Origin of the sequence: Pseudomonas putida, assembly GCA_041071465.1 — a bacterium.
In the GTDB taxonomy this organism is placed as follows: domain Bacteria; phylum Pseudomonadota; class Gammaproteobacteria; order Pseudomonadales; family Pseudomonadaceae; genus Aquipseudomonas; species Aquipseudomonas putida_P.
The window spans coordinates 3,330,880-3,348,494 of record CP163498.1 but is presented as its reverse complement, the minus strand read 5'-3'; the positions used below and the strand labels follow the sequence as shown (position 1 = coordinate 3,348,494).

Annotated in this window: 11 protein-coding genes and 1 pseudogene; 5 read left to right on the top strand and 7 right to left on the bottom strand. The window is 63.4% G+C overall.

Annotation, left to right across the window (positions count from 1 at the left end; genetic code table 11):
• Window positions 1–2: 2 nt before the first annotated feature.
• A pseudogene (gene purL / locus AB5975_15440) lies at window positions 3–3,901 on the bottom strand (phosphoribosylformylglycinamidine synthase).
• Between the two features lie 232 nt (window positions 3,902–4,133).
• Here purL and mltF point away from each other — a divergent pair.
• On the top strand, window positions 4,134–5,591 hold the full coding sequence (gene mltF, locus AB5975_15435; GenBank protein ID XDR18090.1) for a membrane-bound lytic murein transglycosylase MltF: 1,458 nt from the start codon (window positions 4,134–4,136) through the stop codon (window positions 5,589–5,591).
• Between the two features lie 11 nt (window positions 5,592–5,602).
• On the opposite strand, the gene tadA is transcribed toward mltF, so the two are convergent.
• The 6 genes from tadA to AB5975_15405 all read right to left on the bottom strand — a co-directional run bounded on the left by tadA (window position 5,603) and on the right by AB5975_15405 (window position 12,241).
• Window positions 5,603–6,082 carry a tRNA adenosine(34) deaminase TadA gene (gene tadA, locus AB5975_15430; GenBank protein XDR18089.1) on the bottom strand — a complete coding sequence of 160 codons (480 nt, stop codon included), beginning with the start codon at window positions 6,080–6,082 and terminating at the stop codon, window positions 5,603–5,605.
• Complete coding sequence (locus AB5975_15425) at window positions 6,082–7,464, bottom strand: multicopper oxidase family protein (protein XDR18088.1); 1,383 nt, start codon at window positions 7,462–7,464, stop codon at window positions 6,082–6,084. Before AB5975_15425 ends, tadA begins: the two co-directional genes overlap by 1 nt.
• A gap of 204 nt (window positions 7,465–7,668) precedes the next feature.
• Entirely contained in the window at window positions 7,669–9,246 is a 1,578-nt protein-coding gene (gene guaA / locus AB5975_15420) for a glutamine-hydrolyzing GMP synthase (GenBank protein ID XDR18087.1), read from the bottom strand.
• A 78-nt stretch (window positions 9,247–9,324) separates the two neighbouring features.
• Window positions 9,325–10,794 carry an IMP dehydrogenase gene (gene guaB, locus AB5975_15415; GenBank protein XDR18086.1) on the bottom strand — a complete coding sequence of 490 codons (1,470 nt, stop codon included), beginning with the start codon at window positions 10,792–10,794 and terminating at the stop codon, window positions 9,325–9,327.
• An 86-nt stretch (window positions 10,795–10,880) separates the two neighbouring features.
• Window positions 10,881–11,438 (bottom strand): sugar ABC transporter ATPase, encoded by a 558-nt coding sequence (locus AB5975_15410; protein ID XDR18085.1) that lies wholly within the window; start codon window positions 11,436–11,438, stop codon window positions 10,881–10,883.
• A gap of 47 nt (window positions 11,439–11,485) precedes the next feature.
• Window positions 11,486–12,241 carry a sulfite exporter TauE/SafE family protein gene (locus AB5975_15405; GenBank protein ID XDR18084.1) on the bottom strand — a complete coding sequence of 252 codons (756 nt, stop codon included), beginning with the start codon at window positions 12,239–12,241 and terminating at the stop codon, window positions 11,486–11,488.
• 97 nt (window positions 12,242–12,338) lie between these two features.
• Between AB5975_15405 and AB5975_15400 the strand changes: the two genes are divergently transcribed.
• The 4 genes from AB5975_15400 to leuA all read left to right on the top strand — a co-directional run bounded on the left by AB5975_15400 (window position 12,339) and on the right by leuA (window position 17,559).
• A complete protein-coding gene (locus tag AB5975_15400) occupies window positions 12,339–13,217 on the top strand; it encodes a LysR family transcriptional regulator (GenBank protein XDR18083.1) in 879 nt (292 codons plus the stop codon).
• 86 nt (window positions 13,218–13,303) lie between these two features.
• Window positions 13,304–14,683, top strand: a complete 1,380-nt coding sequence (gene xseA / locus AB5975_15395; GenBank protein XDR18082.1) for an exodeoxyribonuclease VII large subunit — start codon at window positions 13,304–13,306, stop codon at window positions 14,681–14,683.
• 3 nt (window positions 14,684–14,686) lie between these two features.
• Window positions 14,687–15,514, top strand: coding sequence for a peptidoglycan DD-metalloendopeptidase family protein (locus AB5975_15390; protein ID XDR18081.1), 828 nt, complete (start codon window positions 14,687–14,689; stop codon window positions 15,512–15,514).
• A 371-nt stretch (window positions 15,515–15,885) separates the two neighbouring features.
• Entirely contained in the window at window positions 15,886–17,559 is a 1,674-nt protein-coding gene (leuA, locus tag AB5975_15385) for a 2-isopropylmalate synthase (GenBank protein ID XDR18080.1), read from the top strand.
• Window positions 17,560–17,615 lie beyond the last annotated feature (56 nt).

The window sequence follows — 17,615 nt, the reverse complement described above, 5'->3', positions numbered from 1 at the left end:
CCTTAGTTCACCCACACCCGCGCGTTGCGGAACATACGCATCAGCGCAGCATCTTCCTGCCACTCGTCTGGGCGCCAGGAGTTCTGCACGGCGCGGAATACGCGCTCCGGGTGCGGCATCATGATGGTCACACGGCCATCGCGGCTGGTCAGGCCGGTGATACCACGCGGCGAGCCGTTCGGGTTGGCCGGGTAGGCTTCGGTGACCTTGCCGTGGTTGTCGACGTAGCGCAGGGCCACGCAACCGGACAGATCGGCTTCCAGCAATGCCGCTTCGTTGGCGAATTCGGCATGGCCTTCACCGTGGGCGATGGCGATCGGCATGCGCGAACCGGCCATGCCCTGCAGGAAGATCGAGTTGGACTTCTGCACCTCGACCATGGCCACGCGTGCCTCGAACTGCTCCGAGCGGTTACGCACGAAATGCGGCCAGTACTCGGTGCCCGGGATCAGCTCGTGCAGGTTGGACATCATCTGGCAACCGTTGCACACGCCCAGGGCGAAGCTGTCGGTACGCTCGAAGAAGGCCTGGAAGGCATCACGGGCACGGGCGTTGAACAGCGCCGACTTGGCCCAGCCTTCACCCGCGCCCAGCACGTCGCCGTAGGAGAAGCCACCGCAGGCGACCAGGCCCTTGAAGGCCTCGAAGTCGACACGGCCAGCGAGGATGTCGCTCATGTGCACGTCGATGGCAGCGAAGCCTGCGCGGTCGAAGGCAGCGGCCATCTCGACCTGGCCGTTGACGCCCTGCTCGCGCAGGATGGCCACTTGCGGGCGCACGCCCTTCTTGATGTACGGTGCGGCGATGTCATCGTTGACGTCGAAGCCCAGCTTGACCGACAGGCCCGGGTTGTCTTCCTCGAGCAGCAGGTCGAATTCCTGGTCGGCGCAGTCGGCGTTGTCGCGCAGGCGCTGGATTTGGTAGCTGGTCTCGGCCCACTGGCGCTGCAGCATGCGACGGTCATCGTCGAACAGCACCTCACCGTTCAGGCTGATGGACACTTCACCGTTGTTGACCGGCTTGCCGATCACTGCCACGCAACCTTCACCCAGGCCGGCTGCGCTGAACTGTGCCAGCACGTCCGGGGTGGCATCCTGGCGAACCTGGATGACCGCACCCAGCTCTTCGTTGAAGAGGATGGCTGGCACGTCGCCTTTGCTGTCGGTCAGCGGGTCGAGCTGCAGGTCGAGGCCGCAGTGGCCGGCGAAGGCCATTTCCAGCACGGTGGTGAGCAGGCCGCCGTCGGAGCGGTCGTGGTAGGCCAGCAGATGGCCGTCGGCGTTCAGGCCCTGGATCACGGCGAAGAAGGCCTTGAGGTCTTCGGCGTCGTCGACGTCCGGTGCCTGGGCCGCGATCTTGCCGTAGGTCTGGGCCAGGATCGAGGCGCCCATGCGGTTCTTGCCACGGCCCAGGTCGATCAGGATCAGGTCGGTCTCGCCCTTGTCCATGCGCAGTTGCGGGGTGAGGGTCTTGCGGATGTCGGTGACCGGGGCGAAGCCGGTGATGATCAGCGACATTGGCGAGGTGACGCTCTTCTCCACGCCCTCCTCGCTCCACTTGGTCTTCATCGACATCGAGTCTTTGCCGACCGGAATGGTAATGCCCAGTTCCGGGCACAGCTCCATGCCGACGGCCTTGACGGTGTCGTACAGGCGGGCGTCTTCACCTGGGTGGCCAGCGGCGGACATCCAGTTGGCCGACAGCTTGATGTCAGACAGCTTCTCGATACGCGAAGCGGCCAGGTTGGTGATGGTCTCGCCGATGGCCATGCGGCCGGAAGCCGGGGCATCCAGCAGCGCCAGCGGGGTACGCTCGCCCATGGCCATGGCTTCACCGGTGTACACATCGAAGCTGGTGGCGGTGACGGCGCAGTCGGCTACCGGAACCTGCCACGGGCCGACCATCTGGTCGCGGGCAACCAGGCCAGTGATGGTGCGGTCGCCGATGGTGATCAGGAAGCTCTTGCTGGCCACGGCCGGGTGGTTCAGCACGCGCTGCACGGCGTTGTCCAGGTCCAACTTGCTCGGGTCGAAGTCATCGCCCAGCTCGGCTTCGCGGGTAACCGAACGGTGCATGCGCGGTGGCTTGCCCAGCAGCACGTCCAGCGGCATGTCCACCGGGGTGTTGCCGAAGTGGCTGTCGCTCACGGTCAGGTGCGGCTCTTCAGTCGCTTCGCCGACCACGGCAAACGGGCAACGCTCACGCTCGCAGATGGCCTGGAAACGCTCGAAGTCGACCGCGCTGACAGCCAGCACGTAACGCTCTTGCGATTCGTTGCTCCAGATTTCGTGCGGGGCCATGCCCGGCTCGTCGTTGGGCACGTTGCGCAGCTCGAAGCGGCCGCCACGGCCACCGTCGTTGACCAGCTCCGGGAAGGCGTTGGAGATACCCCCGCGCCCACGTCGTGGATGAAGGCGATCGGGTTGTCGTCGCCCAGCTGCCAGCAGCGGTCGATAACTTCCTGGCAGCGGCGCTCCATTTCCGGGTTTTCGCGCTGTACCGAAGCGAAGTCCAGGTCAGCCGAGCTGGCACCGGTAGCCACCGACGAAGCCGCGCCGCCGCCCAGGCCGATCAGCATGGCCGGGCCGCCGAGCACGATCAGTTTGGCGCCGACGGTGATCTCGCCCTTCTGCACGTGGTCTTCACGGATGTTGCCCATGCCACCGGCGAGCATGATTGGCTTGTGGTAACCGCGCACCTCTTCACCGTGCGGGGTGTTGATGGCCTGCTCGAAGGTACGGAAGTAACCGGTCAGGGCCGGGCGACCGAATTCGTTGTTGAACGCCGCGCCACCCAGAGGGCCTTCGATCATGATGTCGAGGGCGTCGACGATACGCTCAGGCTTGCCGTAGGCCTGCTCCCAAGGCTGTTCGAAGCCTGGGATGCGCAGGTTGGACACGGTGAAGCCGGTCAGGCCCGCTTTGGGCTTGGCGCCACGGCCGGTTGCACCTTCGTCGCGGATTTCACCGCCGGAGCCAGTCGATGCACCGGAGAACGGGGCGATGGCGGTCGGGTGGTTGTGGGTTTCCACCTTCATCAGGATGTGCACCGGCTCCTGCACCGCGCCGTACTGGCGGGTTTCAGGGTTCGGGAAGAAACGGCCAGCCACGTTACCGACGATGACCGAGGCGTTGTCCTTGTATGCGGACAGCACGCCTTCGTTGTGCATCTGGTAGGTGTTCTTGATCATGCCGAACAGGCTTTTTTCCTGAGCCTGGCCGTCGATGTCCCAACTGGCGTTGAAGATCTTGTGGCGGCAGTGCTCGGAGTTGGCCTGGGCGAACATCATCAGTTCGATGTCGTTCGGGTTGCGCTTGAGCCCCTGGAAGGCAGCGACCAGGTAGTCGATCTCGTCTTCGGCCAGGGCCAGGCCCAGGTCGATGTTGGCCTGGGCCAGGGCGTCACGGCCACCGGCCAGGATGTCCACCGAGGTCATCGGCTTGGGCTGGGCGTGGCTGAACAGGTCGGCCGCCTGCTCCAGCTGAGCCAGCACACGCTGGGTCATGCGGTCGTGCAGTTCGGCGGCGATCAGTGCAGCGTCAGCGTCGCTCAGGGTGCCGGCAACGTAGTAGGCGATGCCGCGCTCCAGGCGCTGGATCGACTGCAGGCCGCAGTTGTGGGCGATGTCGCTGGCCTTGCTGGCCCACGGCGAAATGGTGCCCAGGCGCGGCACGACCAGGAACAGGCGGCCGGTCGGCTCCTGTACCGGCACGCTCGGGCCGTACTTGAGCAGACGGCCCAGCACCTGCTGCTGGTCGGCGGTCAGCTCGCCGTCAACATCGGCGAAGTGGGCGAATTCGGCATACAAACCAGTAACAGCGGGGACTTTCTGGCTCAGTTGCTCGAGTAATTTACCGTGGCGAAAGGCAGAAAGGGCAGGAGCGCCGCGCAGGATCAACATCGTCGGGACAGCCTCAGGAAGGGGTGTGCTTAGAGGCCGTGCATTCTAGCCTAATTCGATGGCTTTCGGCACCTGCTCTAAGCCACGGCTGCCGGGCGGCGGAACCGGACTTTCGGGTCAAAAAAAAGCAGTACGCATGCAATCAATGCGGGAACAGCACATAACGCGCTACCAGACAACCTAACCGTTGTCGAGATATGGTTGGGCCAGTCCTTTGCGTATACTGCAACCTATGTTCGCCCACACTGCTTTGCGCCAGCGTTGCGCCAAATGGCTTTTCGCAACCGGACTCTTTCTGCTGCTCGGTGCCTGCGTTGAAAAACCCAGCACCCTCGAGCGCGTGAAGGAGGATGGCGTGCTGCGCGTGATCACCCGCAACAGCCCGGCCACCTACTTCCAGGACCGCAACGGCGAAACCGGCTTCGAATACGAGCTAGTCCAGCATTTCGCCGAAGATCTCGGCGTAAAGCTGCAGATCGAGACCGCCGACAACCTCGACGAGCTGTACGACGCCCTAGGCAAACCCTCTGGCCCGGTACTGGCCGCAGCCGGCCTGGTCAGCAGCGAGCGGCGCAAGGCCCAGGTGAAATACTCGCACCCGTACCTGGAAGTGACGCCACAGGTCATCTACCGCAACGGCCGCCCACGCCCGACCAACGCCAAGGGTCTGGTCGGCAAGAAAATCATGGTGCTCAAGGGCAGCAGCCATGCCGACCTGCTGGCTGAGCTGAAAAAGCAGAACCCTGGCCTGGAATATGAAGAGTCCGACGCCGTCGAGGTGGTCGACCTGCTGCGCATGGTCGATGAAGGGCAGATCGACCTGACCCTGGTCGACTCCAACGAACTGGCGATGAACCAGGTGTACTTCCCTAACGTGCGAGTCGCCTTCGACGTGGGTGATACCCGCGACCAGCGCTGGGCCGTGGCGGCAGGCGAAGACAACAGCCTGCTCAACGAGATCAACGAGTTTCTCGACAAGGCGCAAAAGAACGGCACGCTGCAGCGCCTGAAAGACCGCTACTACGGCCATGTCGATGTATTGGGCTATGTCGGTGCCTACACCTTCGCCCAGCACCTGCAACAACGCCTGCCCAAGTACGAAAAACACTTCAAGAGCTACGCCAAGGTCGAGCAGGTCGACTGGCGCCTGCTGGCCGCGATCGGCTACCAGGAGTCGATGTGGCAGCCGGAAGTCACCTCCAAAACCGGCGTGCGCGGCCTGATGATGCTGACCCAACGCACCGCCCAGGCGATGGGTGTGTCCAACCGACTGGACCCCAAGCAGAGCATTCAGGGCGGCGCCAAGTATTTCATGAAGATCAAGGAAGAGCTCGACGACAGCATTCAGGAGCCGGACCGCACCTGGTTCGCCCTGGCGGCCTATAACGTGGGTACCGGCCATCTGGAAGACGCCCGGACCCTGGCCAAGCGCGAAAAGCTCAACCCGAACAAGTGGCTGGACGTCAAGAAGATGCTGCCACGCCTGTCACAGAAGCAGTGGTACCGGCAGACCAAGTACGGTTATGCCCGTGGCGGCGAGCCGGTGCACTTCGTGGCCAACATCCGTCGTTACTACGACATCCTTACCTGGGTGACCCAACCGCAGCTCGAAGGCCAGGTGGCCGAGGGCAACCTGCATGTGCCTGGGGTGAACAAGGACAAGCCGGCGGATCAGTCGCCGCCGATGTAAGCCAATACAGGTCAGCCTTTGGCCCGGCGGGCCTTGAAGAACTCGCTGAGGATCTGCCCGCACGCCTCCGCCAGCACTCCACCCTCCACCATCACCCGGTGGTTCAGAAACCCTTGGCCGAAGAACTGCCCCTGGCTCTGTACGATCCCCGCCTTGGGCTCCAGCGCGCCAAACACCACCCGCATCACCCGCGAATGCACGATCAGCCCTGCACACATGCTGCACGGCTCCAGGGTCACGTACAGGGTGCTGCCGGGCAGCCGGTAGTTGCTGGCCGCTTTCGCCGCTGCGCGGATGGCCACCATTTCAGCATGCGCACTCGGGTCGCTGTCGATGATCGGCCGGTTGAAGCCCTGGCCAATCACCTGCCCATGCTGCACCAATACCGCACCCACCGGCACCTCGCCCAACGCCGCGCCCTCGGCAGCCAGCGCCAGGGCCAGGCGCATGAACTCCTGATCGCGGCTGCGATCGATGATCTGCGGACGCATCAGACCACCGCGATCGCGGCCATCAGGCCGGTTTCCATGTGGTCGATGACGTGGCAATGGAACATCCAGGTACCTGGGTTATCCGCCACCAGTGCAACCTGGGCGCGCTCGTTCTTGCCCAGCAGGTAGGTGTCGGTAAACCACGGCTCCTTGATGTCGTGGCGATTGGAGCCGATCACCTTGAAGCTCATGCCATGCAGGTGGATCGGGTGCTGGTACTGGGTCATGTTCTTCAGCTCGAAAATGTAGCTCTTGCCCTTCTGCAACGTGGCGATGGGGCGGTCGGCGCAGGTCTTGTCGGTGATGTCCCAGGCCTGGCCGTTGATCTGCCACATGCTGGACGGTTTGTCGGGGTCAGGGGTAACCGTGACGCTCGCCGCCCACTCGAAATTGAAGTTGAGCTTTTCGGCATTCTCCAGGTCTGGCTCGGCGATCGGGTTGGGTGGCAGCGCTGGCGGCCAGTCGCTTGGCGCGTCATTGCTGGCCACTGAACGCAGGGTGCCCAGGCGCACGAAACCGTCGCGCAGGGAGATTTCCTCACCCGCTTGGGGAATGCGGATAGCCAGGCAGATACGCATGCCGGGGCCAAGCCAGTAGTCGTCTTCCAATGGCCGTGGGGTCACTGGGTTGCCGTCCAGGGCATAGATTTTCGCTTCGCAGTTGCCCTTGAGATTGAGGCGGTAGGTCCAGGTGTTGTCCAGGTTCAGCAGACGCACCCGCACCACCTGGCCGGCTGGCAGCTCGGTGACCGAGTCGGCCTGGCCATTGATGGTGATCAAGCGCCCGGCGGTGCCGTTGCGCGCGGCCTCACGCGGGATGCTGAAGGGCAGCCAGGCGCCTTGCTCGTCTACATGCCAGTTCTTCAGGCTCAGCGTGCGCTCATGAAGGAAGCCAGTCGGTTCGCGCTCTTCGACGATCAGCGGCCCAACCAGGCCACGGCCCAGCTCTTCGGAGCTGCTGACATGCGGGTGATACCAGTAGCTGCCGGCGTCTGGTACGCGGAACTTGTAATCGAAATACTCGCCCGGCTTGACTGGCAGTTGCGAGACATACGGCACGCCGTCCATTTCCAGCGGCAGGCGGATGCCGTGCCAATGGATGGTGGTCTCGACCGGCAGGTGGTTGATGAAGCGTACCCGCAACCAGGTGCCCTGGCGCACGCGCAGCTCGGTACCCGGTGCCGACGGGCCGAATGCCCAGGCCTCGGTCTTGAAGCCCGGCACCAATTCGACGTCCAGGGGCGCTGCAATCAGCTCATAATCGTGGCCGGCGTTGTCATCTTCGACCTTGCCCAGCCAGTAACGCGCCGCGCCACCGGCGCCCAGGCCAACCACAACCAGGCCAGTGAGGCCCTTGAGCATTTGTCGACGGGTGAAGGACATCGGTGCGGGTACCTCGTGTTCTGCGCAATCAAGCTGCCAGCATTGGCTGGCGATGAAGGGCGAATACGATACACCTGCAAATGGGAAAGATTAAGTGAAGTCTTGTATCGGCCTGTGCTGGCCCCTTCACGGTTTTACCCGCGAAGGGGCCAGCACAGGAAACAGATACGACAAGGGCGCCTTACGGCGCCCTTGTGGCTCAACTTATTCCCACTCGATAGTGGCAGGCGGCTTGCTCGACACGTCGTAAGTAACGCGCGAGATACCGTCGATTTCGTTGATGATACGGCCGCTGACGGTTTCCAGCAGCTCGTACGGCAGGTGCGCCCAACGCGCGGTCATGAAGTCCACGGTCTCGACGGCACGCAGGGCCACGACCCAGGCGTAGCGACGGCCGTCGCCAACGACGCCAACCGACTTGACCGGCTGGAACACCACGAACGCCTGGCTGGTCTTGTGGTACCAATCGGCCTTGCGCAGTTCTTCGATGAAGATGTGGTCGGCGCGACGCAGGATGTCGGCGTATTCCTTCTTCACTTCACCGAGGATACGCACGCCCAGGCCCGGGCCTGGGAACGGGTGGCGGTAGACCATGTCGTACGGCAGGCCCAGCTCCAGGCCGATCTTGCGCACTTCGTCCTTGAACAGTTCACGCAGCGGCTCGACCAGCTTGAGGTTCATTTCCTCTGGCAGGCCACCCACGTTGTGGTGCGACTTGATCACATGGGCCTTGCCGCTCTTGGCACCCGCCGACTCGATCACGTCCGGGTAGATGGTGCCTTGGGCGAGGAACTGGATGTTTTCCAGCTTGCTGGCTTCGGCATCGAAGATGTCGATGAAGGTGCGGCCGATGATCTTGCGCTTCTTCTCTGGGTCGGCTTCGCCTTCCAGGTTGTCGAGGAACTGCTTTTCAGCATCGGCACGGATCACCTTGACGCCCATGTTCTCTTTGAACATGGCCATCACCTGGTCACCTTCGTGCAGGCGCAGCAGGCCGTTGTCGACGAATACGCAGGTCAGCTGGTCGCCGATGGCACGGTGCAGCAGCGCGGCAACCACCGAGCTGTCAACACCGCCGGACAGGCCCAGCAGGACGTTGGCCGAACCTACTTGTGCACGCACCTGGGCGATGGCGTCTTCGACGATGTTGGACGCGGTCCACAGGGCTTCACAGCCGCAGATGTCCTGCACGAAGCGGGACAGGATGCGACCGCCCTGCTTGGTGTGGGTCACTTCCGGGTGGAATTGCACGCCGTAGTAGCCGCGGGCATCGTCGTACATGCCGGCGATCGGGCAGCTTGGGGTGCTGGCCAGGATGTTGAAGTTGCCCGGCATCTGGGTGACCTTGTCGCCGTGGCTCATCCACACGTCCAGGCCCAGCACGCCGTCGTCGTCAACGTGGTCTTCGATGCCGTCGAGCAGGCGGCTCTTGCCGACCACGTCCACGCGGGCATAACCGAACTCACGCAGGTCGGAACCTTCGACCTTGCCGCCCATTTGCTCGGCCATGGTCTGCATGCCGTAGCAGATGCCCAGCACGGGTACGTTCAGGTCGAACACGGCCTGCGGCGCGCGCGGGCTGTTGGCTTCGTGAACCGACTCGGGGCCGCCGGCGAGGATGATGCCGCGCGGGTTGAATTCGCGGATCGCTTCATCGTCCATGTCGAACGGGTGCAGTTCGCAGTACACGCCGATTTCGCGCACGCGGCGGGCGATCAGCTGGGTGTACTGGGAACCGAAATCGAGGATCAGGATGCGGTGAGCGTGAATGTCGAGGGCCATGACTCAATCTCGTCAGTGGAAATCGGAAACGACGCGGGGCTGTCGTGACAGCCCCGCTTTAGGTTGTAGCTGGAAGCCTCAGCCTACGCGGTAGTTAGGGGCTTCTTTGGTGATCTGCACGTCATGCACGTGCGACTCGGCCATGCCGGCACCGGTGATGCGCACGAATTCCGGCTTGGTGCGCATCTCTTCGATGGTTGCGCTGCCGGTGTAGCCCATGGACGAACGCAGGCCGCCCATCAGCTGGTGGATGATCGCGGCCAGGGCGCCTTTGTAAGGAACACGGCCTTCGATCCCCTCAGGAACAAGCTTCTCGGCGCCGGCCGAGGAGTCCTGGAAGTAACGGTCGGACGAGCCTTGCGCCTGTGCCATGGCACCCAGCGAGCCCATGCCGCGGTAGGCCTTGTAGGAACGGCCCTGGAACAGTTCGACTTCGCCTGGGGCCTCTTCGGTACCGGCGAACATCGAACCCATCATCACGCAGGAAGCACCGGCAACGATGGCCTTGGACAGGTCACCGGAGAAGCGGATGCCGCCGTCGGCGATCAATGGTACGCCAGTGCCTTCCAGTGCGGCTGCGACGTTGGCGATGGCGCTGATTTGCGGCACGCCGACACCGGCAACGATACGGGTGGTGCAGATGGAGCCCGGGCCGATACCGACCTTGACGGCATCAGCGCCCGCTTCGGCCAGGGCCTTGGCAGCAGCGCCAGTGGCGATGTTGCCGCCGATCACCTGCACTTGCGGGTAGGTTTCTTTCACCCAGCGCACGCGGTCGATCACGCCTTTGGAGTGGCCGTGGGCGGTGTCGACCACCACCACGTCAACGCCTGCGGCTACCAGGGCAGCAACACGCTCGCCGGTGTCCTTGCCGGTGCCGACGGCGGCGCCGACACGCAGGCGACCTTGGTCGTCCTTGCTGGCCAGCGGGTAGGCCTTGGCCTTTTCGATGTCCTTGACGGTCATCATGCCTTTGAGGTTGAACTTGTCGTCAACGATCAGGACTTTTTCCAGGCGGTGCTTGTGCAGCAGCTCACGGACTTCGTTCTTGTCGGCGCCTTCGCGGACAGTGACCAGACGCTCTTTGGGCGTCATCACGTCGCGGACCTTGGCGTCCAGGCGGGTTTCGAAGCGTACGTCACGGGAGGTGACGATGCCGACCAGGTCGCCATTCGCCAGTACCGGAACGCCGGAGATGTTGTTCAGGCGGGTCAGGTCGAACAGGTCGCGCACGGTGGCGTCGGCCTCGATGGTGATCGGGTCCTTGACCACGCCAGCCTCGAACTTCTTGACCTTGCGTACTTCGCCGGCCTGCTGTTCGATGGTCATGTTCTTGTGGATGATGCCGATGCCGCCTTCCTGGGCCATGGCAATGGCCAGACGCGCTTCGGTCACGGTATCCATGGCGGCGGAAACCAGCGGAATGTTCAGCTCGATGCCACGGGTCAAACGGGTCTTGAGACTGACTTCATTAGGCAGTACCTCGGAATAGCCAGGTACAAGGAGGATATCGTCGAAGGTCAGGGCTTCTTGGCTGATACGCAGCATCGCGGGGGCTCCCGGGCGGGAAAAATGGAAGCGCGCCATTATACTCATGCACGGCGCGCCGCTCAATGCAAAATAAGGGCCTTCGGTCAGCCTTGTGGCAGTTTTACCTGTACCACGGCCACCGGCTGGTCGAGCCAGTCGGCGAAGCTGTCGAGAAAGGCCTGGGTGAACCCGGCCTCGCCCCAGTTGTTGAAGATGAACCCCAGGTTGGAAAAGGCACATGGCTGCAGGTAAATGAAGCCATTGATGTCATCTTCGAAGCCGCACAGCGGGCACGTGAAGTTATCGCTCACTCCCGGCATCCACTCTTCCAGGCTTTCGAACAGCGGCTCGCCCACCTCGCGCCGGCACTCCGGGCAACCGGCTTCTTCGAGGAAGCCCTCGGTGGGGGTATAGATGCAGCGCTTGAGCATCACTTCCAGGCCGTTGGCCTGCGCGCCGAAAGGCAGTTTTTCCGGGTGCAGGGCCACCTTGCGCGCCCCTGCCGCCAGGGCATGGCCCATGCGGTTGCCGGTGCGGCCACAGGTGGTCAGCTGTTCCTCGACCACCTTTTCGCGCACCAGCCAACGCAGGATGGCGCGGGCACGGGCTTCGTGCACCGGGACGGTAGACAGTTTGGGAACGATGATGCTCTGGGTGTTCATGAACGGGTCAAGCCTGAAAGACTGCGGTAATGGCGCAATTCTACCGCTCAGGCGCTCAGGTAGCGACCGATCAACGCCAGGCCGCTGGCTAGCACCAACCAGGTGACCAGGCGCACGAAAGCTTCACGGGACAGCCGGTTGGTCAACCTGCGCCCCACCCAGAGCCCGACGAACATCACTGGCAGCAAGCAGGCGGCGAGCAGCAGCAGGCTTTGGTCAGCATAAACGCCGGCAATCAGGAACAGCGTCAGGCGCACTACCGTGCTGCAACTGATGAGCGCGCTTTGAGTGGCACGCACCTGCTCTTTGACTTCCAGCCGCGCGCTCAGGTAAAGGGCGTAAAGAAACCCACCGCTACCGAACAAGGCCCCGAACAACCCGCCTGCCGTCCCCATCGGCACCGCCCACAAGCCCGACAGACTGGCCGGCCGCACTTTGACTGCCAGCCCGTACAGCGCATAGGCGGTCACGAACACCCCCATCAACAGCAGCAAGAGGTCGGACTTCAACTGCAGCAGGAACACCACGCCCAACGTGCAACCCAGGGCCATGAACGGCAGCAGCCGCAGCAACTCGCCGCGCACTACATCCCGGCGCGACGGCAGCAGGTTGCCGAAGGCGGCGACAAAGTCCAGCAACACCAGCAGCGGGATGATGCGAGACAAAGGCATGAAGTGGATCAACACCGGGCCGGCCACCAGCGCGGTGCCAAAGCCGGCGATACCGAAGACGATGTAGGCAACGCCGACACCCAGCAGAATGGGTAGCCAATCAAGGCCGGAAAACGACAATTGAGCAAGCATGGCGGCAGTTCCTGGGAAGACAGGCAAAGGTTAGCCAGCGATGAGTCATGCCGACTAATATGCCTTTATCGCCACAGCCATCTCGAAAAGGCATGACATGACGTCGATCCGCCAGTTGCGTTACTTCGTGGAAATCGCCGAATGCGGCAGCTTCAGCGGTGCCGCCGAGCGGTTGTACATCGCCCAGTCGGCATTGAGCCGGCAGATCACGGCGTTGGAACAGCAACTGGGCACGCCGCTGTTCGAGCGCACCGCGCGCCTGCCACGCCTGACACTGGCCGGGCAGGCATTTCTGGAGCGGGCCCGCCGCTTGCTGGCCGACCTGGCACAGGCCGAGCGGGTTACCCGCGACATCGGCGACGGGCTGAAAGGCAGCCTGCGCCTGAACCATTCCAGCACCGTACCGGTGACAGGCCCGTTGCTGGGTCGCCTGGGCAACTACCTGAAGGACAACCCCGGGGTTTCACTGGAGATTGCACAGCAATCGTCGGAGGCACAGCTGGAAGATATTGCTGGCGGGCGGTTGGATATCGGCCTGCTGCGTTTGCCGGTGCTGCGCCAGCATGAAGGTGTGGTGCTGCATGAACTGTTCCGCGAGCCCTTGCTGCTGGCGGTCGCCGCTGGGCATCCCTTGGCCAACGCCCAGCAAGTTCAGTTGGAGCGACTGCGGGAAGAACGCTTCATTTCCATCCCGCACCGAGATCGCGGCGGCTTGAGCTATCTGTCGGCCTCGTTGTGCATGGACGCTGGCTTCTTCCCGCAGGCGGCGCAGGTGTTGTCACGCAAGACGACGCAGTTGCAGCTGATTCAAGCGGGGTTTGGGGTGGCGCTGTTGCCAGCGTGCATGCGCGAAATCGCGCCGGCGTCGGTCAGCTTCGTGGCGCTGGAGGGTGACTGCCAGAGCACAGTGGCGCTGGCCTGTCGACGCGATGCGGGGCAGATGGTGCGGCAGTTCGTAACGACGATGCAGGCTTGAAGCTGCGACCGCGACAGGTCCGACCACAGATGCGGTGACAGGGCCGGGACAGACAACCGGGGCTGATGTCCTTTATGATGCCTGCCATGATCAAAGACCCCTTCGAACGACTCGGCCTGGACCGCGAGGTCCTTACCGTCAGCCAACTCAATGGCCGCGCCCGCGTGCTGCTGGAAGACGTGTTCCGCAGCGTCTGGGTGGAAGGCGAAATCTCCAACCTCGCCCGCCCGGCGTCCGGCCACATGTACTTCACCCTCAAGGACAGTGGCGCCCAGGTGCGTTGTGCGTTGTTCCGACAGAACGCCACACGGGTGCGCCAGGCCCTGCGCGACGGCCTGGCGGTGCGGGTGCGCGGCAAGGTTTCGCTGTTCGAGGGGCGTGGCGACTACCAGCTGATTCTCGACACCGTCGAGCCGGCCGGCGATGGTGCCTTGCGGCTGGCCTTCGAGGCGCTGAAGGAAAAGCTCGGTGCCGAGGGGCTGTTCAACACCGAACGCAAGAAGCCGCTGCCAGCCCACCCGCAACGCATCGGCATCATCACCTCGCCCACGGGCGCTGTGATCCGCGACATCATCAGCGTGTTCGGCCGCCGCGCCCCGCAGGTGGAACTGAACTTGGTTCCTACGGCAGTACAAGGCCGCGAAGCCATCGCGCAGATCGTGCGCGCCATTCGCCTGGCCGACAGCCTTGGCTTCGATGCACTGATCCTGGCCCGTGGTGGCGGCTCGCTGGAGGACCTGTGGTGCTTCAACGAAGAAGCCGTGGCGCGTGCCGTGGCCGCCTGCGTCACCCCGATAGTCAGCGCCGTGGGCCATGAAACCGACGTATCGATCAGCGACTTCGTCGCCGACATGCGCGCGCCCACCCCGTCTGCCGCCGCCGAGCTGCTGGCCCCCGACAACAGCGGCCTGCAGCAACGCCTGGATGGCCTGCAGCGGCGCCTGCTGCTGCGCATGCAGAACCGCCTGACCCACGACCGCCTGCGCCTGGAGTCACTGACCCGGCGCCTGCGCCACCCAGGCGAGCGCTTGCGTCAGCAGGCACAGCGCCTGGACGACCTGGACATGCGCCTGCGTCGCGCCTTCATGCTCAACCTCAACCAGCGCCGCGAACGCCTGGCGCGCCTGGACACCCGCCTGGCCGCGCAGCACCCGGGGCGTAACCTGAAGCTGTTGAAACAACGCCTGGACAGCCTGGCCGAGCGCCTGCCACGGGCCATGCGCGATGTGTTGAAAGACCGTCGCCAACGCTTCCAGGCCCAACTGCAAACCCTGCAGGTGGTCAGCCCGCTGGCCACCCTCGCCCGCGGCTACAGCATCCTGCTGGACGACCAGGGCCAGGCCATTCGCAGCGCCGAACAAACCCGCAATGGCCAGCGCCTCACCGCCCGCCTGAACGAAGGCGAGCTGCTGGTGCGGGTCGAAGACAACCACCAGACCCCGGTCACCCTCTCACTACTGGACTGACACATGCCCCGCCTGTTCGCGCCCCTGCTTGCCCTTTCCCTGCTGCTGCTGGCTGGCGGCGCCCAGGCCAGCTACATCACCCGCACCCTGAACAAACCGGTCCCGGGCGGCGTGGCAGTGGTCGACCTGGGCCCCGCCGCCAGCGCGCCCAGTGCCCGTTTCGACGGCAAGCCAGTGCTGGTGGTGAAGGAACAGGACAACTGGCTGGCCATCGTCGGCATCCCGCTGACCCAGAAGCCCGGCACCGCAATGCTGAACCAAGGCGGGCGCTCCCTGCCTTTCAGCGTCGGCAGTAAAAAGTACCCTGAGCAGCGCATTACCCTGAAGAACACCCGCCAGGTCAACCCGAACCCGGCCGACCTCAAGCGCATCGACCGCGAGCTGGCCGAGCAGATCAAGGCCTACCGCAGCTTCAGCCCGAGCCTGCCGAGTAACCTGATCCTCGACAAGCCGGTCAACGGCCCGCTGTCGAGCAAGTTCGGCGTGCGCCGTTTCTTCAACGGTGAAGAACGCAACCCGCATGCCGGGCTGGACTTCGCGGTGCCTGCGGGCACGCCGATCAAGACCCCGGCCAATGGCAAGGTGATCCTGGTGGGGGATTACTTCTTCAATGGCCGCACGGTATTCGTCGACCATGGGCAGGGCTTTATCAGCATGTTCTGCCACATGTCGAAGATCGACGTGCAGGTGGGGCAGCAACTGCGCCGGGGCGAGGTGGTCGGGCGCGTAGGTTCGACCGGGCGGGCAACCGGGCCGCACATGCACTGGAACGTCAGCCTGAATGATGCGCGGGTGGACCCGGCGATTTTCATTGGCGCGTTCCAACCCTGAGACCTGTGCCAGCCCTATCGCGGGTTTACCCGCGATAGGGCTCACACGGCCTGCAGCAAAACCTCTGTGTTGCGCCTTCGAAAAATACTACGCAAGCATCCAGAAGCACCTAACAAAATCCAGCTATAAAATCTCGCCGAGCAGCTTTTTTTAAGCATTTCTCTCAATTTTCCCCGAACACTTGCCATCCCCCACCCCACTGGTTAAGTTTGAAGGCATGAAAACCTTCAGCACCCTCATCCTGCTCCGACAACATCGCAGCCTCTGCCTGGTCAGCGCCCGACTACCAGGCTGAATCGCGTCGCCTCGCCTCCTCATCTCGTTATTGCTCGGCAGGCCCGATCTCGGCCGCACACAAAAGGATTGCTTCCATGACCATGCTCAAAGACCCTTCGAAGAAGTACCGCGCTTTCCCGACCATCGACCTGCCTGACCGCACCTGGCCGTCGAAGACCATCACCGAAGCACCTATCTGGTGCAGCTCCGACCTGCGTGATGGCAACCAGTCGCTGATCGAGCCGATGGATTCGGAGAAGAAACTGCGCTTCTGGAAGACCTTGGTGCAGGTGGGCGTGAAGGAAATCGAAGCCTCGTTCCCGTCTGCCTCGCAGACCGATTTCGACTTCGTGCGCACCCTGATCCAGGACGGCCACATCCCGGACGACACCACCATCCAGGTGCTCACCCAGGCCCGTGAAGACCTGATCGCCCGCACCTTCGAGTCGCTGCGCGGTGCCAAGAAAGCCATCGTCCACCTGTACAACGCCACCAGCCCGTCGTTCCGCCGCATCGTCTTCAATCAGGACAAGCAAGGCGTGAAGGACATCGCGGTGAACGCGGCCAAGCTGTTCGTCAAATACGCTGCCCAGCAGCCGGAAACCCACTGGACCTTCCAGTACTCGCCAGAAACCTTCAGCGCCACCGAAATGGAATTCGCCAAGGAAGTCTGCGACGCGGTCATCGAGGTGTGGAACCCAACACCTGAACACAAGATCATCCTCAACCTGCCGGCCACCGTGGAAGTGTCCACGCCAAACATCTACGCCGACCAGATCGAGTGGTTCTGCCGCAACGTCAGCCGCCGCGACAGCGTGATCATCAGCCTGCACTGCCACAACGACCGTGGCACCGGCATCGCAGCCACCGAGCTGGGCCTGATGGCCGGTGCCGACCGCGCCGAAGGCTGCCTGTTCGGCAACGGCGAGCGTACCGGTAACGTCGACCTGGTGACCTTGGCACTGAACCTCTACACCCAGGGCATCGACCCGCAGCTGGACTTCTCCGACATCGACGGCGTGCGCAAGGTGGTCGAAGAGTGCAATCAGCTGCCAGTGCACCCTCGCCACCCGTATGTTGGCGACCTGGTCCACACCGCGTTCTCCGGCTCGCACCAGGATGCCATCCGCAAGGGCTTCGCCAAGCAGCAGGAAGGCGAACGGTGGGAAGTGCCGTACCTGCCGATCGACCCGGCCGACATCGGCCGCAGCTACGAGGCGGTGATTCGCGTCAACAGCCAGTCGGGCAAAGGCGGCATCACCTACCTGCTCGAACAGGAATATGGCATCAGCCTGCCGCGCCGCATGCAAATCGAGTTCAGCCAAGTGGTGCAAGGTGAAACCGACCGCCTTGGCCTGGAAATGACCGCCCAGCAAATCTACAGCCTGCTGCACAAGGAATACCTCCAGGCCAACGCGCCATACGCATTGGTCAGCCATCGCCTGCAGGAAGAAAACGGCCACAGCGCCGTGGAAGTGGAAGTGGCCGGTGAAGGCGAAACCACCCTGCACTGGCGCGGCAAGGGCAATGGCGCCCTGGAAGCACTGGTGGCTGGCTTGCCGATTGCCGTGGAGATCATGGACTACAACGAGCACGCCATTGGTGCGGGCACCAATGCCAAGGCAGCGGCCTACATTGAACTGCGCGTGGCCGGTGGCCGCCCGGTACATGGCGTAGGCATCGATGAAAACATCACCACCGCCAGCTTCAAGGCACTGTTCAGCGCGCTGAACCGCTCGCTGAGCCAGCAGGAGGCCAAGGCGGCCTGAGCCCTACGGCAAGCATGAGAAAGCCCGCATCGTTTGATGCGGGCTTTTTATTGCCT